The organism is Paenibacillus sp. FSL E2-0178 (genome assembly GCF_038593005.1).
Taxonomy (GTDB): Bacteria; Bacillota; Bacilli; order Paenibacillales; family Paenibacillaceae; genus Paenibacillus_AQ; species Paenibacillus_AQ phytohabitans.
On sequence record NZ_CP151953.1, the window covers coordinates 2,337,176 to 2,362,774 of the forward strand.

The following is a 25,599-nucleotide window of genomic DNA, read 5'->3' on the forward strand; positions in this document are numbered from 1 at the left end:
GCTCCTCTCCCGGACATCAGCCTGAGCTCTCTGTGATCAGGAGCTCTCCGGACCGGATGAGCTCTACATGGCTGCATTTATGCATCTTCACGGGCTGTGCTTCCTCTGTCCTCAGCCGGATCCGGTCCAGCTTCAGATTGCTGGCGTACCGCAGAACCATTCCCCGCTTGCTTACGGCGCTGAAATTCTCCACCGTCAGCTCTGCAAGCGGCATCTCGGGCAATCCGTTCACCAGCAGCGCAGTTGCCGCACCATGGCAGGTGATATTCCGGAGTGTGATATTCCGGAACTGCGGAGTCTCCTCCGTAACGGGGAAGGACTGCTCATCATGGCCTTCAGAGCCCTCAACTCCCGCATAGAACATATGGAAAGAAACCGCCTCATGGATAATGCCTGTCATCCGGATATTCTCCATCCGGATATCCTGTACTACGCCGCCTCTTCCCCTGGCGCTTTTGAAGCGCAGCCCGATGTCCGTGCCGATGAACAGGCAATCGCTGACTCTGACCGCATGCACTCCACCCGACATTTCACTGCCGATCACCACTCCGCCATGTCCGTGATATACCGTACAATGCCGGATGGTAATATACTGGCAGGGCATCCCTGCTCTGCGTCCTTCCTCGTCTTTGCCCGACTTCAGGCAGATGGCATCATCCCCTACATCGAACCGGCAATGCTCCACCAGGGCATGTGTGCAGGACTCCAGATCCAGCCCGTCCCCATTCTGTGAGTACCATGGATTACGCACCTGAATGTGCCTGACGGTAACCTGCTCACAGCCCATAGGATGAAGACACCAGGCAGGAGAATTCTGGAAGGTGGCTCCCTCCAGCAGTACCCGCCGGCAGTTCCGCAGGCTTAGCAGTGCAGGACGCAGATAGGCCCGGGCAGGCAGATAAGCTTCCATTTCAGTCTGCCCTTCCTCCAGCAGCCGCCGGTAGTAGGCCTCTCCCTCCAATGCTTCTCCAGAAGGCCACCAAATCTCATTCTCCTCATCCACTACTCCCCCGGAGGCAATCAGGCTCTGCCACTGGAGTTCCGTCATCTTGAAGCGTTTCACCGGGCGCCAGGCCTCGCCGCTTCCATCGAATATCCCCTCGCCGGTAATGGCTACATCACTCAGACCTTCCCCATCCAGCGGAGCCTGACAGCGCCAGCCGGCATTCCCCTCATAATGGGAGAAGAGCAGCGGATACAGCGCGAAGTCCGGCTCGAAACATACGAGTGCCCCGCGCTCGGCATGCAGATTAATCCGGCTGTGCAGCGTCAGCGGTCCCGTACGCCATATTCCCGGCGGGATTATGACCGTTCCGCCTCCTGCAGCAGCGCAGGCATCAAGCGTATCCTGTATGGCAGCAGTGCGCAGCAGCTCTCCGCCTGCTGCGCCATAATCTGTAATCCTGAACGTCCGCTCCGGAATTCGCGGCAGTTCAGGTACAGGATAATGATTGGAATCCTGTAGGCTGTTCATAGGCTTCTTCCTTCCCGGCTATTCAATTTCTTCATAGCTGAACCAGTCGAAATCGGCATAATTGGTGCTTGGCGCCCCCTGAGAACTGGCATACATGCCAATGTACGCCCCTGTGAATCCGCCGGCCAAGTCCGTGCTGAGCACTCTTCCGTCAGCCCGTTCATGTAATGCCGTCCATGAGCCGAATTCGTCGGCTCTATAATAGAAGCTGTAGTCCTGTCCTCTGGCCTCTGCCTTAAGCTGCACCTTGTCCTGCGGATAAGGCGAGGATGCCAGCAGCCGCTCGTCCCCTCTGCTGCGCACAATCAGCTGCAGCACCTGCTTCCCGTCCTCCAGCTTCAATTCATAGCGGAAGTGGTTGTCCGCATTCTGGATCAGGACAAGTCCGGCGGTTTCGCCTGGTGCCCCCGGCTTGAAGACCATTTCAGCTGCCGCTCTGAAGCTTAAGTGCTGCTGGCGTCTTCCAATGAAAGACGGATTGCTGATCTCTGTCAGCTGCTCCGGCTTGAGCCGCAGCCGCAGATGTCCCGGGCGTTCGGTGAGGCTCCAGAATTCCCCGCGCGGTGTCCGCAGGAAGTTCCAGATCAGGCTGAGCTCTGCGGACTCAAAATCATCACGTACAGGCAGCTGCGGCCACTTCGTTTCCGGCAGATCAGGCGCTGCCGCTTCCAGCTCCAGCACGCCTTTGCCCGGATTCACTACAGGCCATTCATTCTCCCATTTCACCGGGGTCAGGAACGTTTCACGCCCGAGGTTGCGGTAATAGCCGCCGCAGGTCCGGGAAGCAAGACAGAACATCCACCAGTCTCCGTGCTGCGTCTCCACCAGTTCTCCATGGCCGACATTCACGATTGGATATTCTCTGCCGAGATGGCGGTGGGTCAGAATAGGATTCGCTTTATGGCCTTCATAAGGGCCGGTCACGTTCCGGCTTCTGGCAATCGTGATAGCGTGGGTATGGCCAGTGCCGCCTTCGGCAATCAGCACATAATACCAGCCGCCGATTTTGTAGACATGGGGTCCCTCCTGCGCATGCCCCACCTTAAGGGCACCTTGCCAGATGCTGAGCTTCGGACCTATCAGCTTGCCTTGCTCCAGGTCAATCTCCTGCAGCCAAATGTCCATATGCTTCGGATAATCCTGGCCTTCGGGAGGAACACGGTTGCCGGTGTAATATACCTTGCCGTCTTCATCGAAGAACAGGGAGGAATCGATACCCGGTGCATCCTCCAGCCAGACCGGATCTGACCAGTCTCCGGCCGGATCGGCGGCAGTCACATAGAAATTATGCTGATCCTTATTATTGTCCACGTAGGTTGTAATCATATAGAAGAGACCTTGATGATAACGGATGGTAGGGGCCCAAATGCCCATCGACGGAATCGTGTGGTCCAGATTAAGCTGGGACGGACGGTCGAGCACATGGCCAAGCTGGCGCCAGTTCACCAGGTCCTTGCTGTGGAAGATAGGAACACCGGGGAAAAATTCAAAACTGGACGTGACAAGATAATAGTCCTCACCTACGCGGATAGCGGAAGGGTCAGGGTAAAAGCCCGGCAGCACCGGATTGCGGAAAGTTCTCAATACAGAAATCCTCCTTCAAACGAGCAAAATGTAAGCATAACCAATTATAGTTCGTAAATGTTTAACTTTCTTGCTCTTTCTATGCTCTTTTTCCCGTTTTTTATACTTTCATGCTATTTGGGTCTATCTCCCTTCTTGTCAATGAATAGCTTGTCCCACTAGAATAGGTGTAGTAGGATTTACATAAAGGGGCGATCATCTTGGGAAAGAGAAAGAAACTGTATACCCGCTTTTTTATGAGCCTGACCCTGATCTCTGTCTGCTGCATTCTGGTACTGGCTATGGTGATCTTCTACTGGTACCGGAACATATCGATTGATAATGTCGACAAGGCTAACCAGAATGTGCTGCTAAATACTGAAACCGTATTCACGAACTATAAGGAAATTGTTCAGAACTATACGATGGACTTCTATGCCAACCCGAACATCAGTGCCCTGATGCGGAGCGGAGAGACGGACTGGAGTGACCAGCTCTACAGTGTCTTAAGCCAGATTCGCGGTGCGCTGGTCGTTAACCAGTATCTGGAGAACGCCTATATCTTCGGGGAGAAGGAACCTGCTGTCATCTATGAGAACATGCCGCTCAGCCCGGAAGCCAAGCTGGAGCTGGCCCGGAGGATGCGGAGCAGCCGTATTATTGAATCTCCCTTTGTGTGGAAGACCACCCAGAACAACGGTACGCCGGTCACCCTGCTGACTGTCTTCTATAACGACCGGGCCTTTGCAGACAGCGAATATTACGGCGCAGTTGCGCTGACCGTCAATCTCGCCAAGCTCCAGAACAATCTGTTCACTCAAAAAGAAGGCGGGACTACACGTTATGCCGTCATTGACCGGAATGGCGAAATTCTCATGCACAGCACACTCTCCGGCAGCACCTTACATCCGGAGATGCTGAAGCAGGTCGCTGCCTCCACCTCTGAGAGAGGCTCCTTCGTCTATAAGGGCAACGGAGACAAGCAGCTGATTACTTATGTATATTCCGCGCAGGATAAGCTGTGGTTTGTATCCGAGATGTACTATACAGACAGCATCCGTGAGCTTGCCAATGCACGTAACCTGATGATGGGTCTCTGCCTTGCCCTTATATTGGCTGCCGCGGTAACGGCCAACCTGATTTCCCGGCAGATCTATAAGCCGATCGGCAGGCTGTTTGGCAGTATCTCTAATATCTCCGGCAATGAAGAAGCCTTGAAGGCAGGCAGTGACCTGGATACCGTGAATCTGGAGCTGGAATCTATAGGTGTGAAGCTGGCACAGCTCAAGAAGGAGAGCGACGGCAGTGCCCTGATGCGCTGGCTGCTCTCCCCGCGCGGTGCGGCGGACCCTTCCGGCGGCCTCCCGATGATGGGCATCGGCGCAACGGAAGGTGCTTATTGTGTCTGTGTACTGGCCGTGCTGGAACCGGGACAGACCGGGGATGCTCCGGAACCTGTCCAGGAAGTCATTCACCGGATTCAAACTGCATTCTCGGAGCTGGCCGAGGTTCAAATCTTCCGCCCCCATCAAGGGTCGGCCGTCCTTATTCTGAGTGAGCTCTATAGCGGAAGCTTCGGGGATTATGCCCATTACCGCAGTAAATGGGAGGAACTCGCTGCACTATGCCTTAAGTCCGGCGGCCGCTGCGCGTTCGGCATCAGCGGGCTGGAAAGTGATCTGGGCCTGCTGAAGTCCAAATACGCTGAAGCGGCAGACTGCATGCAATATCTTAAATTCCATGCACAGCAGAATATCATATTCGCCGACGATACCGTCCATCTGAACAGCAGCCCGGTTCCAGAAAGTGCGCTTGAGCCGGTACTGCAGGCGGTAAAACAGCCGGAGCTGGCCAGCCACATCCCGCAGGCTGTGGAAAGACTGCTGGCGGTAGCCTGCAGCTACCGTGCAGAGTCTGCTACCGTTGCTGTATCAAGGCTTGCCTTTGAGCTGAACCGTACGGCAGATCTGAGCAGCGGGGGCAACCGCCATTCCGGCTTTCTGGATGATTATCAGCAGGTGTGGCAGATTCAGAGCTATGACAAGCTGCGCGAGTGGATTGAACACAGCTGCAGCGCAGCCGTGGGCCGGATTGCCAGCATGAGTGCGGTGCAGACTCGCAGCATTGCCGCCGAGGCTGCCGCTTATATTAGGGAGCATTATAACGACCCCGCCCTGTCGCTTAATGCGCTGGCCGAGAAGCTGTCTGTCAGCCCTGCCTACCTCAGCAGGCTGATTGCCGAAGAGGTGGACAGCAGCTTCCCGGACTTCGTCAACCAGCTGCGGCTGGAGCAGGCAGAACTGCTGCTGGTCACGGATCTTACGCTCGATATCCGCGAGATTGCCGGCCGGGTCGGATATAACAGCAGCACTTATTTTACAACCCAGTTCAAGAAGCGTTATGGCGTCACACCGTCCAAATGGAGAATGAATCACATTCTGCAGTCGCAGGAGTAGTGGGGGCTGGAGGGGAACATACAGGGACGGATAGGGGAAAATGCAACCAGCGGCAGCCAAGGACGGATGAGGTCCTGGGCTGCCGCTGGTTGTTGAGCTAAGTTTTTTACTCCTTGTGAATAAGGTCTACTCTACCCAAGGGAATTTAAACCCGCCTAATCCATATGTACTATTAATTTGTTTAATATAATCTTGTTTATCAAAGTGAAACGTTTTTGAGTTATTCATTAACTGTTCTCTGCCATCAATGAAAGTCCAAGTTACAATGTCTTTATTCATTTCAATAAATGAATATACTGCCCCACACCCCAGATCAGCACATGCAGGGCATATATATATTGAATTCTTTCCATTGGGGAAATCTGGCTGACTCAATAATATCAACCTTGAAATGTGTTTTTGCTGAAAATCCTCACTGCCCCACCCTAAACATGATACAAAGTCATAATGCTTAGCATAACTATCATATAAGGATTGTCCGTCAACTATAAAATCCGCAAAACGTATGGGTCCCGGGTAACCATCCCTTAGACGCATTTTAAATTCAATTTCCGATTTTTTAATCATCCTCACCTCTTTATGATAATTGCTCACCGAATCAATCTGATTTTATCAACAGTTCATTGAAAATTTGTGTTACCTCTGCATATCCGACGATCCTAAAGCCCTCCTGCGTAAGAGTACTCATTAATTATTGCGGACTAGGTCCAGCTTTAAGCCATAACACGTCATACCCCATATCCTCGAGTATTTCTAACCCATCACTGAACTCAATTCTGTTTGATCCCCTCCACCCATTTTCCAGACCATACACTATAAACTGCTTCACTATTCCCGGGTAATTTAAGTTGAAATCTTCAATATCATCCGAGGCCGTCTTCTTTAAGTGAACACCAACTAGCAGAGGACTTCCTGAGATTGGGTCATCCCATGTACAAAATTGGAAAGAGCATGCCGCATTCTTCTGTCCTTTTAATGATACAGAAAGATTGATTTTGCTTACGCCTTGGTGGTACTTTTGGTTAATCACATAAACGTAATTTTTATCTTGAACCTTGATTTCCCTAGTTTTTTTCTTCATATATTCATCACCTATTGGAAATTCTCCGTTTGCAACATAATCTTCTTATCCAAACTCCAAATCATTCTTAGCCAGATCCAAAGCTGCGTTCTTGATCAAATTTTCTATTACAAACACTTCAGTTATGTGAGTCTTCTTCCTACTTCCCTCTTACAGCATCTATAATAGCTCTCTTCACATCATCACGGATTAAATGTATAGATTTAATAGACACATCCATTTTTTCTAGAGTTGTATCATTGTATAGCTGCTTTTCACCAAGTGAATTAAGCTCGCCAACCAGTTCGTCACCTAAGGATGGGAGCCCGCTCCGAACCTCTATTATGGAGAAATCATGGTCCTCAGTCTCTACAGCAAAAACCCCTAAACGCCGATACTCTGTATGCACACGACCTCTCATTATTTTATCTCCCTTCAATTTAAAACAATTGAAATTATTTATCTTTTTCTATGCGGAAAAGGATTATTTCCCTATGAACGGTTGTGGATTTCACCCAAATCTGTCGGCTTATCCTAACTAACTCTCTTAAGCGAATTTTACACTGCATTGGTCTGTAAAGACTTAAATGTTGTACATATTACAACTCGGCGACCTATATACCCGGGTGTTGGGGCAGATTGTTGTATAAAATACAAGAATTGTCCTGCTAAACCGTCCGGAGGAGGAGAAATGCTGCCTTTTATACAACAATTTTGGTTTACAGCCGAGATTTTGAGGAAAATGTTGTATTTTATGCAGGATTTTCACGTCCGCCCCATGCTTTCTTCCTCAAGTCTATCACTTAACTTTTCAATCCACCATTTCATTCTCCACAGCTTCGCCTCTACTATAACGTCAGATATAAACTGGTGAAAACCACTTTGGCAAATTGCCTAGTAAGGTTTGCGGTTTGCGGTTTGCGGTTTGCGGTTTGTGGTTTGCCGTTTGTGGTTTAAAGTAACCCGCTACCGGTATGCGATATACTTAATTGCACTTTGTACAACTAAATCATCTGATTTCCCGCCAATTCTTCGTTTAGTTGTATTTCGTACAATTAAACTGGTGCTTGTCGATAGTTTTCACCCGTTCGGGCAGATTTAGTTGTACAGAATACAGTTATACGTTGCAAGCCTACCTTTTCGCTGGTTTTAATTGTACAGAATACAACTATCTCCGAATTTTCAGTTGGAACGCTGAATACATAAATTGCTGCATTGAACGAACTCACTTCTTTTGCTCTAAAGTTGTACTTGTCCCCCAAATCCAAAACTCCCTTCCCATTCACAACGCCATTCCCCCGCTTTTATCAGGCATTTAACCATCCCAATTCACAAAACTTCTGCTTTTCCTGTTTTTTTAAGCTCATTCATTCCGCATATTTTAACTTTTTCCCGTTTATTATGATAGCGTTTACATTCTGCGCCGGATTATGATTTGCCTTGTAAAGCGTTCTCCTGAATCACGGGATGAAATGATAACGCTAGCATAAAGGAGTGGACTGTATATGACGCAAGAGGCAACACCCGGCACAATGGAGCCGCTTATTCCGGGAACACGGACTGCCAGCGCCAGGCGCTTCCGCAAATCCCTAAGGAAGGACAGCTCGCTGTATCTGCTGGCCCTGCCGGGCATCATTATTCTGATTTTATTTGCGTACCTGCCGATGAGCGGACTGATTCTCGTCTTTAAGAACTACAACTTTAACGACGGAATTTTCGGCAGCCCGTGGGCGGGCTTCTCCAACTTCGAGTTTTTCTTCTCCAGTATGGAGGATGCCCTGAGGGCGACCCGCAACACAGTTATGCTGAATGCGCTGTACATGCTGACCGGCACTTTTTTCTCGGTGGCTATCGCCATTATATTGAACGAGCTGCGCAGCAAGTGGTTTATCAAAATCACCCAGAGTGTCATGTTCTTCCCGTATTTCATCTCCTGGATCATTATCGGGGCCATCCTGTTCTCCCTGCTCGACTATGACAAGGGGATTCTCAACCAGCTGCTGCAATCGCTTGGCCTGTCGCAAATGGACTGGTATTCGAGCCCGTGGCTGTTCGTAGTGATCCTGGTGCTCGCGAATATCTGGAAAAGTGCCGGCTACGGCGCGATCATCTACTATGCGGTGCTGCAGGGAGTGGACACCTCCTATTATGAAGCGGCCCGGATCGACGGTGCCTCCCGCTGGCAGATTATCACCAAAATCACGATACCCATGCTGATTCCTTCAATCATCCTGATGACGCTGCTCGGAATCGGAGGCATGCTGAAGGGCGATCTGAGTATGATCATGGGCGTAACATTCCTCAATCCGCTGCTGCTGCCCACTACCGATATTATCGATGTCTATGTGTACCGCACGGCCATCCGTTCCGGTGAGTTCGGCTTCGCTTCCGCCATTACGCTCTATCAATCCGTCTTTGGATTCATCCTGGTGCTGGTAGCCAACAAGCTGGCCGGCTGGTATGACAAAGACAGCAAACTATTCTAGGAGACCGATACGATGCAAACTACTGAAAACAAAGGGCTGGTTATTTTCTTCTATGTCTGTATTGCGGTATTCTCGGTCATTTGCCTGGTGCCGTTCGTGCTGGCGGTATCCGGTTCTCTATCTACAGAGTCGAGAATTGCTGCGGAGGGCTATTCCTTCTGGCCCCGGGGGTTCACGTTCGAAACCTATCAATTCCTGTTTGGCTCCAAAGCAGAGCAGATTCTGCGGGCCTACTCCATGTCGCTGGTCGTAACAGTACTGGGCACGCTGACCGCTGTACTGGTGACAACTGCTTATGCCTACGTCATCTCCGTCCGGAATTTCCGGCTGAAGAACTTTTTTGCCTTCTTTGCCTACTTCACGATGCTGTTCAGCGGCGGCACACTGCCCTGGTATCTGCTGAGCACCAAATACTATCACCTTGGCGATACGCTGCTCGGCCTGTTCATTCCCTATGTGCTGAGTGTGTTCCTTATGTTCCTGATGGCCAATTACTTCCGCAGTATCCCGCATGAGATTGTCGAGTCGGCGCAAATTGACGGTGCCGGTCATCTGCGGATTTTCTTCAGTATTATGATTCCGCTCGGCCGGGTCGGGCTGGTGACGATTTCACTCTTTTATGCGCTCCAGTTCTGGAATGACTTCTATCTGCCGCTGATGCTGGTTAACAATCAGGATCTCTATACGATCCAATACCTGATGTACAACATGATGGCGAACATTCAGTTCCTGGCCTCCGGCAATGCCGCACAGGTGGGAGGCGCTATTATTGCCCCGCCGCTGGAGACCGCGAAGATGGCGATGACCTGTCTGACCGTTTTGCCGATCGCGATTCTGTATCCTTTTCTCCAGGGATTCTTCGTTAAAGGTATTATCGTGGGTTCGGTGAAAGGCTGATCCTCCGGACACATTGACCTAATATTGGTTGCATCAGGTGTGTGCTCCCATGCTCCGACATGTTGTACAATAAGCTTACGGGAGCACCGCCTTGGCAATATAAGCCTCACAGATTAATTCTAATTCAGGAGGGTGTTCATCATGACAAAGAAAAAAGGCTGGTTAAGTTTGCTCCTGGCAACTGTATTCCTGGTAAGCGGTTGTTCGCAGGGCAATAATGAAAGCGCTAACCCTGGTAATACGGACAACAGCAATGGAGGCACAGCACCGGCAACGGCGGCGGGCAGCGGGACTGAAGGCACGGCTCTGGCGCCGGCCAAGCTGAAGATCGTACTATACGGGGACGAGTCGAACCGGATGAAGGAGCTGGCCAAGACGGAGTTCTATGATGTGATCAAAAAAGAAATCAATGCCGAGGTTGAATTTCAGTTCCTGCCCTGGACGGAATACGGCGGCGGCAAAACGGACCTGATGCTGTCGACCGGCGAAGATTTCGCGACCTATACGGATGCCAACTATATGGTGAAATCTGTCGCCAAAGGACTCTACACCGACCTCACTCCCTATATCTCTGCAGCAGCAGCGGATTTGAGTGCGGCGGTGGACGAGGCTTCCTTCCGGGCCTTCCAGCTGGACGGGAAACAATATGCGGTTCCTGTAGGCAACAAGCCGAATTCCGCTGAATTTTACAGTGTACTGGTCCGGCAGGATCTGCTGGAGGAGGCAGGAATGACCCAGGTCACCTCGCTTGCCGAGCTTGAGCAGTTCTATGATAAAGTCCATGCGCTTCACCCCGAGCTGATCGGATATGCCAACACGGATGCCCGCAGAATGCTGCAATATGACTTCACCGACAAGAATCTGTACTGGCAAAATGATTTCATCGCCCTGGATGAATCGGCCAAGGATGATCAGATTATCAGCTGGTTCGAATCTCCTGAATTCAAAACCTATGCCGGGCTGATGCACAGCTGGTATGAGAAAGGGATCATTCCGAAATATGCCGCAACGAATGTGCCTCAGCTGCAGTCAGACTGGAACTCCGGCAAAGCGATGTTCTGGGCGGGAACCGCAGCACGACCGTTTGAAGGCGCAGCTACCATCTCACAGGCAGTGCCTGAAGCCAAGCTGGTCAATTATTTCCTGGGCACCGGCCGTCCAAAAATCAGCAGAGGCACCTACAGCACCGCCTTCTTCGTCTCTGCCGCAGCCAAGGACCCGGAACGTTATGTCATGTTCTTCAACATGCTGCAAAAAAACCAGGAGCTGTACGACCTGTTCGCCTATGGTATTGAAGGCACCGATTATACGCTGGACGCTAACGGCCGTCTGACCAAAATCAGTACCGATTCACTGATTCCCGATTGGCTGCTGATGAACAAAAACTTCATGCGCTTTGACAACACCGTACCGGATGATTTCATTGCCGATTACAAAGCATGGGATGACGGAGCAATTATCTCCAAGGGCGCAGGCTTCAACTTCGACAATACTCCGGTCAAGAATGAAGAAACCAAGCTGAACGGCGTATTCACCGAATACCTGGCCCCGATCGGCAGCGGCTTCAGTGATTATGATTCTGCTTTCCCAAAGGCACTTGAGCGGTTAAAAGCAGCCGGTATCGACAAATACATCGCCGAATACCAGAAGCAGTTCTCTGAATGGTATGCGAAGCAGCAATAGAATACGGCTCGAGTTGTATAGTTGTGCTCTACTGCTGTCTGATTAGGACAACCTTAATATGAACTACCGGCAGCGCGCCCTCCTTATTCGGAGAGGCGCGTTTGTCGCGTTTGTTTGGTGAATTCTTATAACCGGTGCAGCTTGCGGTATCTGGATGGGGTTAAACCAAGCTTCGCGCTGAACACGCGACTCAGGTAGAAGCCATTCTCATAACCGCACTGCTGGGCGATGATTTCAATGGACTGTGTGGAATCTTCAAGCAGCAGGCAGGCTTTTTGGAGCCTGATTCCGGTCACAAATTCTGAAGGTGTCGCCTGATAAGCTGCCCGGAACCGACGTGTTAACTGCACCGGTGTGATACTAAGCGCGGCCGCCAGCTCCTGCATCGTCATAGGGGTGCAGGCATGCTCAAGCAACCATTGCCTGGCCTTCTGCATGTCCTGATCGGAACTCTCCCCTTCGGATTGCATTTCCTCCGCCGCAAAGCTGCGCTCGATATCAAGGAGTCTCCACAAATCCTCCAGCATATGCTTCATTCGTCCAAAGCCCGGCTCCTCCTGAATGCTTCTTCCGATGTTCCTCATATAACGGTAAGTCGACAGCAGACGCTCCATATCCCTGACCGTCCACCTTCCGCCTAGCGTTGCGGCTGCTTCTTCAAGCCCCGGCTTCTCCTCCCATTCGAACTGGATGAAATGAAAGGTTAAAGTTGTCACCGTTCTCCGGTAAAAGGCCGTACCCGGCGGACATACGATCATATCCCCCCATCCGGCTTCTCCCTCATGATCTCCGAACCGGTAGGCGAATTGCCCTTGTTCCACCGCAAATATCGTCCACACAGGATACGTGTCATACTCCAGCAGGAACTGTTCCTTCTTCTCCCAATACGTATAGGCTACTGGATGAACTGACCAATTAATTCGCATGCACTGCTCTCCCTCCAACCAGTAAATGAAATGAAATAAAGTATATATCAAAAGAAATTATATGCATGTTATTTGATATACAGGTGATTTATTATGAAATTACGGATATATTATCATAACTCAGAGGAGAGATTCAACCATGCGGAAAGAAACGGTCAAAACGGATGTAACCGTTGTAGGCGGCGGTCTGGCAGGAGTATGTGCGGCGATTGCAGCCGCACGTCTGGGGCAGACGGTCGCACTGGTCAACAACCGTCCAGTGCTTGGCGGCAACTCCAGCAGTGAGGTGCGGGTATGGGTGTGCGGCGCCACCTCACACGGCATTCACCGGTATGCCCGGGAGACGGGGATAATGGGGGAGCTGTTTGTAGAGAACCAGTACCGCAACAAGGACGGTAATCCATATTTATGGGATATGGTTGTGCTTGAGGCCGTACAGGCTGAACCGAATATCCAGCTGTTTCTGAACACGGATGTGCATGAAGCCGAGGCCGGTGAGGAAGCGGACGGCGGGCGGCAGATCCGGTCGGTTACCGGATGGATGATGGGATCAGAGCGGAGCATCCGTTTTGAGAGCCCGGTCTATCTGGATTGTACCGGAGACGGGCTGGTCGGCTTCCTGGCTGGTGCAGAATTCCGGATGGGCCGCGAAGCGCGCGATGAATTGGGCGAAGAATGGGCACCGCTGGTTGCAGATGATATCACTCTTGGCAGCACCCTGCTCTTCTATACCAAGGATGCCGGTCATCCGGTCAAATATATAGCTCCGGCTATGGCCATCGATATTACACAAACGTCAATCACCGAGAACCGCATCATCCGCAGCGGCGACAATGGCTGCGCATACTGGTGGATTGAGTTTGGCGGCGAACAGGATACCGTTCATGATAACGAGGCCATCCGCGACGAGCTATGGTCCATCATTTACGGGATTTGGGACTATATTAAGAATTCCGGTAAATTCGATGCCGGGAATATGACGCTGGAATGGGTCGGTTCGCTTCCGGGCAAACGGGAATACCGCCGCTTCGTAGGCGATTATATCTTGAACCAGAACGATATCCTTGCGCAGCGTGAATTCGCGGACCGCATTGGCTTCGGCGGCTGGTCGATCGATCTGCACCCGCCGCAGGGTGTGTATGCTACCGAATCAGGCTCGAAGCATATGTATTCCGACGGCAGCTACCACATTCCGTTCCGTTCACTGTATTCAGTGAATGTGAACAATCTGCTGATGGCCGGCCGCGACATCAGCGCCTCGCATGTCGCGTTCGGGACGACACGCGTTATGGCTACCTGCGCGGTCATCGGCGAAGCTGCAGGCACCGGCGCTGCACTTTGCGCGGCCAGGGGAATTACGCCGCGTGAACTGCATGCGAACCACCTGCAAGACCTGCAGCAGACCATGCTGCGCCAGGATGCATCCGTTCTCGGCCTGCGCAATGAAGACGAATCCGATCTGGCGCTCCAGGCAGCCGTCAGTGCCTCCAGCGAACGGAGCCGGTTCGCAGTAGAGCATCCGGCATTCAGTGTCCCTCTTACGACTGACATCGGCATCACCCTTCCGGTCGATCCTCTGCTTGACGGAATTGAGCTGCTGATTGATGCGAGCGAAGCAGCAGAGCTGACCGTTCAGCTATGGGAGACCGGCCGGCCCGAGAATTATGTTCCGTATGCGCACCTGCAATCCGTATCGGCTTCTGTCAACTCCGGGACGCAGCAATGGGTGAAGCTTGACCTGCGCTGGCAGCCGGAGACGCCGCGCAATGCTTTTCTGATCATCAAGGCTAATGCGGTAATCACCCTGCATATGGCAGATCAGCCGACTTCGGGGATACTCGCCTATGGGCATAGCAACACACCGGTAGTATCCTTGGATTTCCAGAATCAGCCCGCACAGCCTGTAGTCCTCTGGGACAAAAAGAAATTCGACCACACCGCACCGTGTATCCGCCTGTCTGGGCCAACCCTAGCCTTTGCCGCTGACAAAGCGGTGGACGGATACCTCCGTCCTTACGGAGGCCCACATCTCTGGTCCTCTGAGCAGCTGGAATCCGGCCGCGAGGAATGGCTGGAGCTGGCCTGGACCGCCCCGGTTACCCTCCGCCAGGTGCAAGTCACCTTCAATGACGATGTGAATGAGGACCTGATCAACCTGCATCATCACATCACGCCTTACGAAATCCTGCCAACGCTCGTCAAGGATTATCGTATTGAAGCTTACATGGACGGCAACTGGACGGCAGTCGCCGCAGGAAGTGACAATCACAAGCGCAAGCATGTGCACACACTTGCCGAAGCTGTAACAACTGATCGCCTGCGCGTTGTGATCGGGGCGACTAACGGAAGCCAGTATGCGGAGATTATTGAGGTGCGGGTTTACGAGTAACTGAGTAAAGAAGATAAAATAGCCTAATCCTTTGGCGTAAATGCTCAAGGATTAGGCTATTTGTATCCAAGAAAAGATGAATAAATGAGCTTACGCAGGGTTTATTTTACAGCTTCATACAAGGCAATAAGCACCAGGGACTGTCCGTATGCCATCGGCATGAGGGTAATGTTCTTGTAATGATCCTTATCCATTCCCATCCCGGTTCCGGCCGACACATTCAGTACGGTTCCATCTCCGCTAATATTTTGACATACCGACTGAATGGCCTTGCCTGCCGCAGCCTGATATGAGGAATCCAGAATACCGGCTTTAATGCCTTTTAGGATACCTGCGGCAATTGCGGCCGACCCGGATACCTCTTCATAGCTGGCCCGGTCCTGCAGGACTGTATGCCAAAGACCGGAAGCTGCCTGAAGTGAAACCAAGGCATTGACCTGAGCTTTATACGTATCCACCAGAAATTTCCGGATGCCCGGGCTAATCGTATCCTGGCAAGTTTCCAGGTAATCGACGATGCCATAGGTGAACCAGGAATTGCCGCGGCACCAGAAGATACTGCCGAAATTATCATTGCGTTCGAAGCTCCAGCCGTGGAAAAACAGGCCGGTATGTTTGTCGAACAAATACTTGATATGGAGCAGAATCTGGTGTTCAGCTTCATGCTGCCACTCCGGCCGGTTAAACTTGCGCCCGGCCTGGTTCAGAAACAGAACCGCCATAAAGAGCGTATCAATCCACAACTGTCCATTGTGCAAGTGAATTCCATCCCGGTTGCCAATGGCAGTGACCGTATGCTGAAAGCCTCCTTCTTTGGTTTTGGGCAACTCATGAAGGAGCCAATCCGCATGTTCCCGGCATAGCTGTTCCAGTTGGCTGGAAGGCTCAAGTTGATCTAGGAGCAGAACCAGAGCCAGATAAGGAGCTGTTGTATTAATGTTTTTTGAAGGCAGTCCAACCTCCAGATTACGGGAATACCAATTCTGAAAAAATTCCTTATAGCGTTGATCGCCGTAAACCTTCTGCAGCTTGTACAGACCATACAGACCGACGCCCTGCGGCCAGTCCCATTCTTCAATTCCGAAATCCCGTTGCACAATCCCTACTCTTGTATCGGCCTGAACCACGGTTTTATCCTTTTCATAGTCGCTGCCGCCCAGATTCATCAGCTTATCTACTACCAGCCCAATTTTTTGAAGCAGGTTTTCATTTGTCATGGATTCCTAAGCTCCTTGTCATTCAATATGTTCCGGTTAAATGGTCCGCAGATGCCATTGACTATTAATTTCTTTAATTAACGACATATCGCATTTGGGTGTTCGATCATATGCCAATAGACCGTTAATTTCTTGCTCCACATCTGTCAACTGCGTATAACAATAACCATAAATAATCTTAGAAGCGTATACAGCCTTCATAATTCTTTCATATTCTAGAACAAGATCCTCTGAAGATTGTGCACTGGTATATCCCCAACCATCGTCAGCGCCAGCCTTATAGCTTATACCACCAAATTCAGTTAACAAGATTGGCTCTCCCCGATGCCCATAACCATCTGCATATACACTGCGGGCGGATGGCTTGGAAGCAAGCATCGTTTCCTTCGTGGACAGAATCCGCTTGAATTCTTCATACTTATCGGTCTCATCTGTTCTGCCATGCTGATAATTGTGTACCGCACAAAGGTCAGTTCGTGTCATTTCCCATCCATCATTCGAGATCACTAATCGGGTATCATCCAAGGAATGAATAAGACTATACATGGCTAAGCTGTGATACTGCTGCTGCTTATTCGATTTCACCATCGGAATTCCCCAGCTTTCGTTAAGCGGAACCCAGGCAACAATAGACGGATGATTGAAGTCACGGTCAATAATTTCAATCCATTCTTTGGTTAACCGGGCTACAGCATCATTATTGTAAGAGGGGCTGGCCGCGCATTCTCCCCATACAAGGAACCCTATTCGATCTGCCCAGTATAAAAACCGCGGATCCTCTACCTTTTGATGCTTACGGCAACCGTTGAACCCTAATTCTTTGGCTAATTCAATATCTTTCTTCAGGTGTTCATCCGTTGGCGCAGTAAGCAATCCTTCCTGCCAATAACCTTGGTCGAGTACAAGCTTTTGATAATAAGGTTTGTTATTCAGATAGACCATACCATTCTCTGTATGAACTTTCCGCATGCCGAAATACGATTGTATACAATCCACCTCAACCCCATGATCGTACAGCTTCATTTCAACATCGAACAGATTAGGATTTTCCGGAGTCCAGGTCCAGCCGGCGTTATGAAAGTTTGTCCTGAAGATTTTCAAACCAAACAGATCTACCGTTCTACGTGTTATGGGCTGCAGCAATCGTACTCGATCCTGAATAACAGGGACTCCCTGAAAAGAAATACGAATATCCACATCTAATTCCTCTGATCCATATCCCTCAGATTTAACTTCTATTCCAATGCTCCCTTGATCTACATCGGGCTGGAACTTCACCTGATGAATATGAACAGGGTTTACCGCCTCCAGCCACACGGTCTGCCAAATCCCTGTCGTGCGGGTATACCAGATGCTGTCCGGCTTCTCTAACCAGAACTGTTTGCCCCGGGGTATAGTCTCATCCTGTGAAGGGTCCTCAACGTGAACAGTCACCTGTTCCTCCTGCCCGGTTAATGCATGTGTAATATCAAAAGAAAATGGGGTGTGTCCTCCCTCGTGCATGCCGATATAATGACCATTCACATACACCCAGGCTCTATAATCTACCGCTCCAAAATGTAAGACAACACGCTTCTTATACCAACCTGGCTCAAGTGTAAAATTACGCTTATACCAGACATAGTCATGAAAAGAGGTGTCGTGTATTCCACTCGCAGGGGTTTGAAAAGCAAAGGGAACTTGAATGGTCTGACTGAAATTTTCACTTGGATCATACCATCGCTGTGCAGCTCCAACATTCTTATCGTCAAATTCAAATTGCCACGCCCCATTTAAGTTAAGCCATGCGTCTCTAACTAACTGTGGACGCGGATATTCCATCCGGTGTGACATCTAGCTTCATCTCCTATCCTATTAGTCCCGCAACAATAATAGTTAACTTTTTTTGCGAGTTCAACAGTAACTCTTCCTCACAAGCAAGCAAATACTATCATGATGAAAGCGTTCTTTCAAGCTTGTATCAACGTTATTCGTGATTTTCAACTTTGTGGTATACAATAATAAATTACCGCCCAACCGGACCTATTATTGTAAACAAAAAAGTTAACAATATGTTATAATGTTAGGCAGCCGCTATATAGACTGTACTTGTATTTTTTCTGTTATGGGATTGCCGTGACTCCAAAGAATGTTTGGCCCTCCGGCCACTGTTGTCCCCAGATTTCTTGATTTCGAACCGCTCCTAGCGGTAGAACTCCGGGGACAAAGGCGGACGCTATCGCTCCTACAGTGCCAAAATTCTCCTCCGTCACTTTTCCCTGTCTGTATATTTTCAAGTTCTTTATAGAAGCTAGATTGATCCGGGTAAGGAGGTACTTATGTTCTTAGAACTCGATGAGAATGGTATTTCTGTTTTGAAAGCACTGGCATCTGACACAAGAGCTTCCATTCTCAAACTATTGTTACATACACCGCTTACGGTCAGTGAGCTCGCCAAAAAGCTAAATTTAAGCAAAGCTATCGTTTCACGCCATATCCGGTTACTGGAGGACGCCAAGATCATCAAGCTCCAGGACAACTTAGGGGTTACCGATAACAGAAAGAAGAATTTCATTCTTGCTGTTGATCATATTGCCATCAACTTACCGAAGAAACTCCACCTTCCTTTTAATGTAATCACTAATGAAATTAAGCTGGGATACTATTCTAACTTTTCAGTTACCCCTACATGTGGATTAGCCAGCCAAACTAAAGTAATCGGAAAGTTAGATGATCAACGGGCTTTCGTATCCAATGACCGGATCGATGCTTCATTACTTTGGTTTGCGGAGGGCTTCGTTGAATATATGATTCCGAATGATTTCAACCAAAATTTCACTGCAGAATTATTAGAGTTATCCTTAGAGCTTTCTTCAGAGTTTCCTGGTTCCAACAATAATTGGCCCAGTGATATCGCTTTTTATATCAACGATGTTTTTTTAGGCACCTGGACGGCTCCAGGTAATTTTTCAGATGTGCGCGGGAAATTAACACCAGCCTGGTGGGATAATGAACTAAGCCAGTACGGCCTTTTGAAGCATTTAAGAGTCACCAAGAAAGATACGGGAATAGACGGTCAGAAAATATCATCGGTTACACTGGCCCATTTAAAGATCGAAGATTCCCCCTTCATCAAGTTGAAGATTGGTATTGATGAGAATTCTACAAACAAAGGCGGACTTACCATATTCGGGGAGCACTTTGGAAATTATTCGCAGAATATTCTGCTTAAAATATTCTACACCGAAGCAGAATAATGAATATTTAGGCTGGGCAAGGCTTACGCAAAAAGGCTCTCCATGAACGATATAGATCGTTTTGGAGAGCTTTTTTATGGAAAATATTCTGATACAATATAAGGACAAACCAAATTGGAGGTGCCAGCCATGCAATGGGAAGAGGTTCGGAGGATTTATCCCAATCAATACGTCAAGCTGCAAATCCTTGCATCACATACCGAAGGCAACATTAAGTTTGTTGATGAAGTCGCACTGATCCGTGCTATTCAAGACCCACAAGAAGCCACTAAGGAGTTGCTACAATCTAAGGATGGCGTGATTGTGTCACATACCGCAAATGAAGAATTGAAGGTTGAGATTCGCGTTTTTAGTAGACCGAGAGTGGCTCGAATGACCAGAATACTTACAGATGAACAAAAGAAGCAAATGACTTCGATTATCTTCAAAGATGAAGGTGTTCTCACCCAACTTCAACAAGCTCAAAAGGATCGCAGAGATGGAATTTCCATTTACAGTGACAGCGAAGAGGAGTTTGATCAGTTACTGAACAATATCCAGAACGAATAAATAGCCTGACCTCTTAGCGTATTCGCTGTGGTTAGGCTATTTTTTGTACAATAACTCTTCTATCCCCTTCATGCAGCGCGCATGCCCATCATACTCCCTCCCCTCCGCCCATATACATAAGAAGAACGGTTCACAAGCTGGAAGGAGAGATGGATGCATGCCCGGTGATGAGATTAAAGCGCTGGAACGGGCGATTGCCGAGATTACGGAGATTGCTACCGGCTTCGGCCTCGATTTTTATCCGATGCGTTACGAGATATGTCCTGCGGATATCATTTATACCTTCGGTGCCTACGGGATGCCCACCCGGTTCGGACACTGGAGCTTCGGTAAGACTTTTCATAAAATGAAGTCGCAATACGATTTCGGCCTCAGCAAAATTTACGAGCTCGTCATTAACTCGAACCCCTGCTACGCCTTTCTGCTCGACGGCAACACGCTGGTGCAGAACAAGCTGATTGTTGCCCACGTGCTGGCGCACTGCGACTTCTTCAAGAACAATATGCGCTTCTCGATGTCCAACCGGGATATGGTCGAGAGCATGTCGGCCACCGCCGACCGGATCGCCGATTATTCCGTCACCTATGGAACGGATACGGTGGAGAACTTCATCGATTCCGTGCTCGCGATCCAGGAGCATATCGATCCCAGCCTGATCCAGCCGCGCAAGCTGGGCAAGACCCACCTGCTCGAAGCCAAAATGAAGGAGCGCAAGGATTCCCCTCCCGGCGGTCCCGGTCCTGCAAATGCCTACAGTGAGCTGTGGGATCTGGAGAAGAGTGATGTCGCCCCGCCAACGCCGGAAACTGCAGGCAAGCGTACCTTCCCTCCGGAGCCGGAAAAGGACATCGTCTGGTTCATCCAGCAATATTCCACCGCCCTGGAGGATTGGCAGCGCGACATCATGACCATGCTGCATGACGAAATGCTCTATTTCTGGCCGCAGATGGAGACCAAGATCATGAACGAAGGCTGGGCTTCCTACTGGCATCAGCGGATCATGCGCGAGCTGGATCTGACGGCCGAGGAAACGGTGGAATACGCCAAACTCAACTCATCTGTGGTGCAGCCTTCGCGCCAGAGCCTGAACCCTTATTACCTGGGCCTGAAGATCTTCGAGGATATCGAACGCCGCTGGGACCGGGACAAAATGTTCGAGGTGCGCGAGCTGGATTCCGACATTTCTTTTATCCGCAGCTACCTGTCGAAGCAATTGGTTAACGACCTTGACCTCTATGTCTTCGAGAAAAAAGGCCCGGAATGGAAGATCACCGACAAAGCCTGGGAAAATGTGCGTGACCAGCTTGTGCTGGCCCGGGTTAACGGCGGCTCACCGTACCTCGTTGTCCAGGATGCCGACTATGAGCGCAACGGCGAATTGCTGATCGCCCACCGCTACGAGAGCATCGAGCTGGATCTCAAGTACCTGGAACGCACCCTCCCGCATATCTACTCATTGTGGGGCCGCACCGTGCATCTGCAGACTGTTGTGGAAGACAAAAAAGCCCTTTTTACCTATGACGGCAAAAAGGTGCAGCGGAAGTTTATGTAGCGTGTGCTCTTATCACAGGTTAACCTCAGCCCGATGCGCACTCAAGGGCAAAGTACAATACTAGCAATTGTACTTTGTACAGTAGAATAATGCTAATTCCTCTGAAAAACAGCATCTATTGTACTTTGTACAATTGAATTTAGAGAATAGGCTGTTTTTTACTCTAAACGCAGAAATCTAATGCACGAAATACAACAGAATGCGATTCAGTAACAAATATTGGGGTTTCTAATGTACGAAGTACAACCAGCTTGTAAAAGTGGAATCCCAGCGGGGAATTTGCTCGCGTGATGACCTGTGCTAACACATAACTGCTGGCATTCAGTCAGTTCCGGCTAATAATCCATGGTAAAAGTGGTTGGTGGTTTTTGCTACACCCGGCCCTGTACGAAGTGTCGGCGGGTGTAGCTGCGGTTTACCGGTTTACAAAATCCAGGCCCGCTGCACATTGGAATGTGCGCTGCGGGCCTTCCTTGCGGCCGCCACCACCAAGCGGCCGGAACAACAGGACTAATAAGCAGGCAAAGGCTGGGCGGTGGGAGTAACGGAGGGGATTTGGGAACTGTAGGAGCGATAGCGTTCGCCTGAAAGCTTTCCATAGGAAAGCTCGCTTCGGAAGCATAAGCTAAGATTGGATTTCCACCGCTGCCTAGCGGTTTAAATGAAGAAATCCAACCTTAACAGCGACCGGAAGCCCAAAATCCCCGCAGTTACGCCCTTCACCGCACAGCCTTTGCCTCCGCCGTATTTAGCTCCTATTTTCCCCACCGCTCAATCACCGGAACATAGATCTCCATCACCGTGTCCGCCCGCGCATGGCACCGCTCGTCGTAGTACTCAAAGTTCAGCTTGCCCTCGTCATGTACATAACCGCTTTCCGGGAACCATTCCTCGAAGATATATTGCCACGTAGACTTCACCACTTGGGCAAAAGTATCCGGGTTCCCCTCATCGCTATTATCCACCGGCGGTGTCGTGAATACCGCATACTGCGCAGCAGGCACAACAGCGGTAAGCATATCCTCAGCCACAAGGCTGAAGTCCTCCACTATAACCCCCAGCAGGTAGACGGCGTTGCCGCCATCGTCTGCCGGAATACATAAGCCAACCTCCCCGTGCTTCGGCGGGTTCAGCTTGGCGTACATTTTATCCTCCAGATTGTCTCCGTCATAGTAATACCAGAAGGAAGCGACGTCCTGCGTATAACTTCCGGCCTCCACGTTCGTTTCTATACCATAACCAGCCACCTTAAACGCCGGTTTGCTCACCATCACGGGCTCCCAGATATAATCTCCGATTTGGTACACCGATCTGTCCCGGAGATAACCGTCCATCCGTGCCGCATACTGCGAGGGACTGTAGCCGAAGGCCTTGCGGAAGGCTTTGGCGAAGCCGCCGGGAGTCTCAAAACCATACTCCAGCGCAATATCCGTAATCCGCCGCCCGCCAAACAGCTCTACTGCTGCCAGGGACAGCCTCCGGCTGCGCACATATTCCATGACCGGCATCTCCCGGCACTGGCTGAACATCCGGCAAAAATGATACAGCGAATACCCCGCCTGTGCGGCAATCTCCTCTGCCGTCAGGTTCTCCCGCAGATGCTCCTCAATATAATCAATACTCCGCTCGATCTCCCTGCTGTAATTCAGGTGCTCCACCAGCCTTTCCATAACACAAAGCTGATTCCATTATAACAACCGGCAGCCAGCCGGTCTGTTCCAGTTTTGCTGCATTACTCTAGCTGATTAAGGAAGCTTTATCTAATAATCCAGCTGCAAACTTGCGGGCAGCCACGAAATCCTGCTCATCCGGATGCCCCTTTTTATCCAGATTGAAGCCCAGCGGGCTGAATTCCCCGGGACAGTGGAACTCACCGATGACGTTGCAGCCTTTAGCCGCCAGCTTGGCCTCAACCAAAGCTTTATTCTTGAATTCCCCCGACCCGGATGTGCAAAAAATAAAGACATTCTTGTCCCGGAGCGGCATCCTCTTGATGAATTTGAACATCCTGCGGTGGATTTTGGAGGCGTAAATGCCTGAACCCAAGCCAATCAGGTCATATCCGGACAGCATCTCAGGCTTAACGTCCTCCACTTTGGCCAAATCTGCACCCAGCACTTCAGCCATAGCGGCTGCAATCTTCTGTGTGTTCATGCTGCGGCCTGATCTGTAAATAATGATAGTCTTCATAATGGCGCCTCAATTCGTTATATTTAAAATATGAATGAACATAATTAAATTCATTCATTTCAAACCGGAATAAAATGCCCAGTACATCCACTGAACATTTAATAGTGTATTCTGCCACCGGCCAAACGAAGCCGGAGACCTTTGTCAATGCTGTGTATCCGTCAAGCCTTTCATGATAAACTCGACTAAATAGTCCAGGATCTGCGGAAAATAGCTCACCCCGATCTCTTCCTTGTGAATGTCGATATACGGCACGGAGTTGAATAAGGCAAGAATCATGCCGTCCTCCAGATCCTCTCTGATCTTCCCCTTGGTCTTCCAGTGCCGGATTAATTCCAGCGTGCCGCTGTTCATCATTTCATGAATGCCCTCTATACCGCCATGCTCATAGAATTCCTTCTCCAGCTTGCTGAAAAGAGCTTTGTTGTACCATTCCTTCAGGATTGGATTCGTATTGATCCCGCTGTAATTAAGCGCCATGATTTCTTTGAGCACTTTGGCAGGCTCGTCGTCCAGGTTGACCGAAGACTGCAGGATGCTCCGCTTCAGCTTCTCGTTCTCCTGCAGATAAATATCGATGAACAGCTTCTCCTTCGAGGCGTAATAATTATAGAACGTGCCTACAGCGAACCCGCACATTTTGGTGATGTCGGAAATATTGGTGTCCTTGAAGCCTTTAGAGCTGAACAGCTCTTTGCCGCATCTGAAAATCTCAGCCTTCTTATCTTCCATCCGTAAGCCCTCCGTGCCTGAGTGAATAATATTTAATTCATTCATAATGTAGCACAGCGCTGCTGTCATTACAACACACTTTTAACTACTCTGAATCGTATCACTTCAATGCTGCGATGAATAGGCTGTTGTAATTAATTGAATAATGGAGGTACCCTTATGACCTTTGATAACGAATATCCTAGCAGTCAGGCTTATCCATCCGCATATCCTTATTCTCCGCGTAACACTTCCTTCCCTTACTCGCATTACTACCACCTGGTCCGCTCAGAACCCGGTCAAATCCTTCCGGCAACAGAAAACCAAAATGTAAAAAATGAATTAATAAAAGGGCATATGAACGCAGATGTGGGCAGCGGGCAGGGAATTCATGTCGATGCCGGAGGCGAAGTAGGCGGTAAACACGGCATCGGTGTAAATGCCGGCGGGAATGTAAAATACACCGGCGCTGGTATGCATGCAGGCGGCCATATCGGCAACACTTCCTATGGAATCCAGGCACAAGGTAACACCCATCTGGACAGCGGCCAGGGTCTTGGGCTTAATGCAGAAGCCCAGGCCTTCGGCAAGTACGGGCTGGCGGCCCAGGCAGCTACCCAGCTCGGCGGCGGCCAGGGAGCCAACTTTCATACGGGGGCACAAGCCGGAGGTGAACACGGTCTGAGTGCAGAGGCCGGCGGCCATCTGGGCTTAAGTCAAGGTGCAGGGCTCCAGACCCAATTGCAGCTCGGCGGTGACAATGGGCTCGGTGCCCAGGCCAAGGCGCAGCTCGGCGGAGGTCAGGGCGCAGGCATAGACGTTACCGGACAGGTAGGCAAATATAACGGACAATTAGGCTTTACCATTGGCGGCAAGGATAAGGAGTCCAAGGAGTAACCGGGCCGGAGGTTTGATCCGCCCCTGACTTTTAGTGCAGGAGGGGGCGGTCAGCCCCTATTCTCCGTGCGCCGGTATACATACGGACAAGCGTGAAGCATATAAATTATATTTCAATTAGAAACGGCTTTACCGCCCTTTTTCAAGACTATACCTCGTCCGCTCAACATCTGTTCAGTAACAGTATCTGTATATGAAAGTTCCGCTGAGTTTTAGCAGAACCGCCGGCGACTTTCAGAAGGATCACTGAGCTGGCTGTAGGGCTGGAAACCAGCTGTTCCCACAAGCAAGTGGAAAAAGGTGTCTTAATTAT

Annotated in this window: 20 protein-coding genes; 9 read left to right on the plus strand and 11 right to left on the minus strand. The window is 50.1% G+C overall.

Annotated features, from left to right (window positions below):
- Positions 1-16: 16 nt before the first annotated feature.
- Together MHI42_RS10440 and MHI42_RS10445 are read right to left on the minus strand one after the other, a co-directional pair.
- Positions 17-1,474, minus strand: coding sequence for a glycoside hydrolase family 28 protein (locus MHI42_RS10440; protein ID WP_342423719.1), 1,458 nt, complete (start codon positions 1,472-1,474; stop codon positions 17-19).
- A gap of 18 nt (positions 1,475-1,492) precedes the next feature.
- The gene (locus MHI42_RS10445; RefSeq protein WP_342423720.1) at positions 1,493-3,058 is read right to left on the minus strand and encodes a glycoside hydrolase family 43 protein; all 1,566 of its coding nucleotides are present in this window, start codon (positions 3,056-3,058) and stop codon (positions 1,493-1,495) included.
- A 200-nt stretch (positions 3,059-3,258) separates the two neighbouring features.
- Here MHI42_RS10445 and MHI42_RS10450 point away from each other — a divergent pair, with 200 nt between their 5' ends.
- Positions 3,259-5,493: an AraC family transcriptional regulator gene (locus MHI42_RS10450; RefSeq protein ID WP_342423721.1), complete on the plus strand. Its 2,235-nt coding sequence runs from the start codon at positions 3,259-3,261 to the stop codon at positions 5,491-5,493.
- Between the two features lie 126 nt (positions 5,494-5,619).
- Here the strand turns inward: MHI42_RS10450 and MHI42_RS10455 are convergent, their stop codons facing one another.
- From MHI42_RS10455 to MHI42_RS10465, 3 genes are all read right to left on the minus strand, one after another.
- Complete coding sequence (locus MHI42_RS10455) at positions 5,620-6,060, minus strand: hypothetical protein (RefSeq protein ID WP_342423722.1); 441 nt, start codon at positions 6,058-6,060, stop codon at positions 5,620-5,622.
- A gap of 124 nt (positions 6,061-6,184) precedes the next feature.
- Positions 6,185-6,574 carry a hypothetical protein gene (locus MHI42_RS10460; RefSeq protein WP_342423723.1) on the minus strand — a complete coding sequence of 130 codons (390 nt, stop codon included), beginning with the start codon at positions 6,572-6,574 and terminating at the stop codon, positions 6,185-6,187.
- 139 nt (positions 6,575-6,713) lie between these two features.
- Complete coding sequence (locus MHI42_RS10465; RefSeq protein WP_342423724.1) at positions 6,714-6,974, minus strand: hypothetical protein; 261 nt, start codon at positions 6,972-6,974, stop codon at positions 6,714-6,716.
- A 1,084-nt stretch (positions 6,975-8,058) separates the two neighbouring features.
- On the opposite strand from MHI42_RS10465, the gene MHI42_RS10470 reads away from it, so the two are divergent.
- The 3 genes from MHI42_RS10470 to MHI42_RS10480 all read left to right on the plus strand — a co-directional run bounded on the left by MHI42_RS10470 (position 8,059) and on the right by MHI42_RS10480 (position 11,619).
- The gene (locus MHI42_RS10470; protein ID WP_171718946.1) at positions 8,059-9,039 is read left to right on the plus strand and encodes an ABC transporter permease subunit; all 981 of its coding nucleotides are present in this window, start codon (positions 8,059-8,061) and stop codon (positions 9,037-9,039) included.
- A gap of 12 nt (positions 9,040-9,051) precedes the next feature.
- Positions 9,052-9,936 carry a carbohydrate ABC transporter permease gene (locus MHI42_RS10475; protein WP_039304534.1) on the plus strand — a complete coding sequence of 295 codons (885 nt, stop codon included), beginning with the start codon at positions 9,052-9,054 and terminating at the stop codon, positions 9,934-9,936.
- A gap of 141 nt (positions 9,937-10,077) precedes the next feature.
- Positions 10,078-11,619, plus strand: a complete 1,542-nt coding sequence (locus tag MHI42_RS10480; protein WP_342423725.1) for a DUF3502 domain-containing protein — start codon at positions 10,078-10,080, stop codon at positions 11,617-11,619.
- 125 nt (positions 11,620-11,744) lie between these two features.
- On the opposite strand, the gene MHI42_RS10485 is transcribed toward MHI42_RS10480, so the two are convergent.
- A complete protein-coding gene (locus tag MHI42_RS10485) occupies positions 11,745-12,545 on the minus strand; it encodes an AraC family transcriptional regulator (protein ID WP_342423726.1) in 801 nt (266 codons plus the stop codon).
- A 139-nt stretch (positions 12,546-12,684) separates the two neighbouring features.
- Here MHI42_RS10485 and MHI42_RS10490 point away from each other — a divergent pair, with 139 nt between their 5' ends.
- Positions 12,685-14,934: an FAD-dependent oxidoreductase gene (locus tag MHI42_RS10490; RefSeq protein WP_342423727.1), complete on the plus strand. Its 2,250-nt coding sequence runs from the start codon at positions 12,685-12,687 to the stop codon at positions 14,932-14,934.
- A gap of 101 nt (positions 14,935-15,035) precedes the next feature.
- On the opposite strand, the gene MHI42_RS10495 is transcribed toward MHI42_RS10490, so the two are convergent.
- Together MHI42_RS10495 and MHI42_RS10500 are read right to left on the minus strand one after the other, a co-directional pair.
- Entirely contained in the window at positions 15,036-16,151 is a 1,116-nt protein-coding gene (locus tag MHI42_RS10495; RefSeq protein ID WP_342423728.1) for a glycoside hydrolase family 88 protein, read from the minus strand.
- 36 nt (positions 16,152-16,187) lie between these two features.
- On the minus strand, positions 16,188-17,984 hold the full coding sequence (locus tag MHI42_RS10500) for a sugar-binding domain-containing protein (RefSeq protein WP_342423729.1): 1,797 nt from the start codon (positions 17,982-17,984) through the stop codon (positions 16,188-16,190).
- 485 nt (positions 17,985-18,469) lie between these two features.
- On the opposite strand from MHI42_RS10500, the gene MHI42_RS10505 reads away from it, so the two are divergent.
- The 3 genes from MHI42_RS10505 (at position 18,470) to MHI42_RS10515 (ending at position 21,488) form a co-directional block, all read left to right on the plus strand.
- Positions 18,470-19,387: a helix-turn-helix domain-containing protein gene (locus MHI42_RS10505; RefSeq protein ID WP_342423730.1), complete on the plus strand. Its 918-nt coding sequence runs from the start codon at positions 18,470-18,472 to the stop codon at positions 19,385-19,387.
- A 129-nt stretch (positions 19,388-19,516) separates the two neighbouring features.
- Positions 19,517-19,936 (plus strand): hypothetical protein, encoded by a 420-nt coding sequence (locus MHI42_RS10510; RefSeq protein WP_342423731.1) that lies wholly within the window; start codon positions 19,517-19,519, stop codon positions 19,934-19,936.
- Between the two features lie 157 nt (positions 19,937-20,093).
- Complete coding sequence (locus MHI42_RS10515; RefSeq protein WP_171718939.1) at positions 20,094-21,488, plus strand: SpoVR family protein; 1,395 nt, start codon at positions 20,094-20,096, stop codon at positions 21,486-21,488.
- Between the two features lie 755 nt (positions 21,489-22,243).
- Here MHI42_RS10515 and MHI42_RS10520 read toward each other — a convergent pair.
- The 3 genes from MHI42_RS10520 to MHI42_RS10530 all read right to left on the minus strand — a co-directional run bounded on the left by MHI42_RS10520 (position 22,244) and on the right by MHI42_RS10530 (position 24,410).
- Positions 22,244-23,158, minus strand: coding sequence for an AraC family transcriptional regulator (locus MHI42_RS10520; RefSeq protein WP_342423732.1), 915 nt, complete (start codon positions 23,156-23,158; stop codon positions 22,244-22,246).
- A 67-nt stretch (positions 23,159-23,225) separates the two neighbouring features.
- Positions 23,226-23,678 (minus strand): flavodoxin domain-containing protein, encoded by a 453-nt coding sequence (locus tag MHI42_RS10525; protein ID WP_342423733.1) that lies wholly within the window; start codon positions 23,676-23,678, stop codon positions 23,226-23,228.
- Between the two features lie 144 nt (positions 23,679-23,822).
- Complete coding sequence (locus MHI42_RS10530) at positions 23,823-24,410, minus strand: TetR/AcrR family transcriptional regulator (protein ID WP_171718937.1); 588 nt, start codon at positions 24,408-24,410, stop codon at positions 23,823-23,825.
- 159 nt (positions 24,411-24,569) lie between these two features.
- Here MHI42_RS10530 and MHI42_RS10535 point away from each other — a divergent pair, with 159 nt between their 5' ends.
- Entirely contained in the window at positions 24,570-25,286 is a 717-nt protein-coding gene (locus tag MHI42_RS10535) for a hypothetical protein (RefSeq protein WP_342423734.1), read from the plus strand.
- The last annotated feature ends 313 nt before the right edge of the window (positions 25,287-25,599 follow it).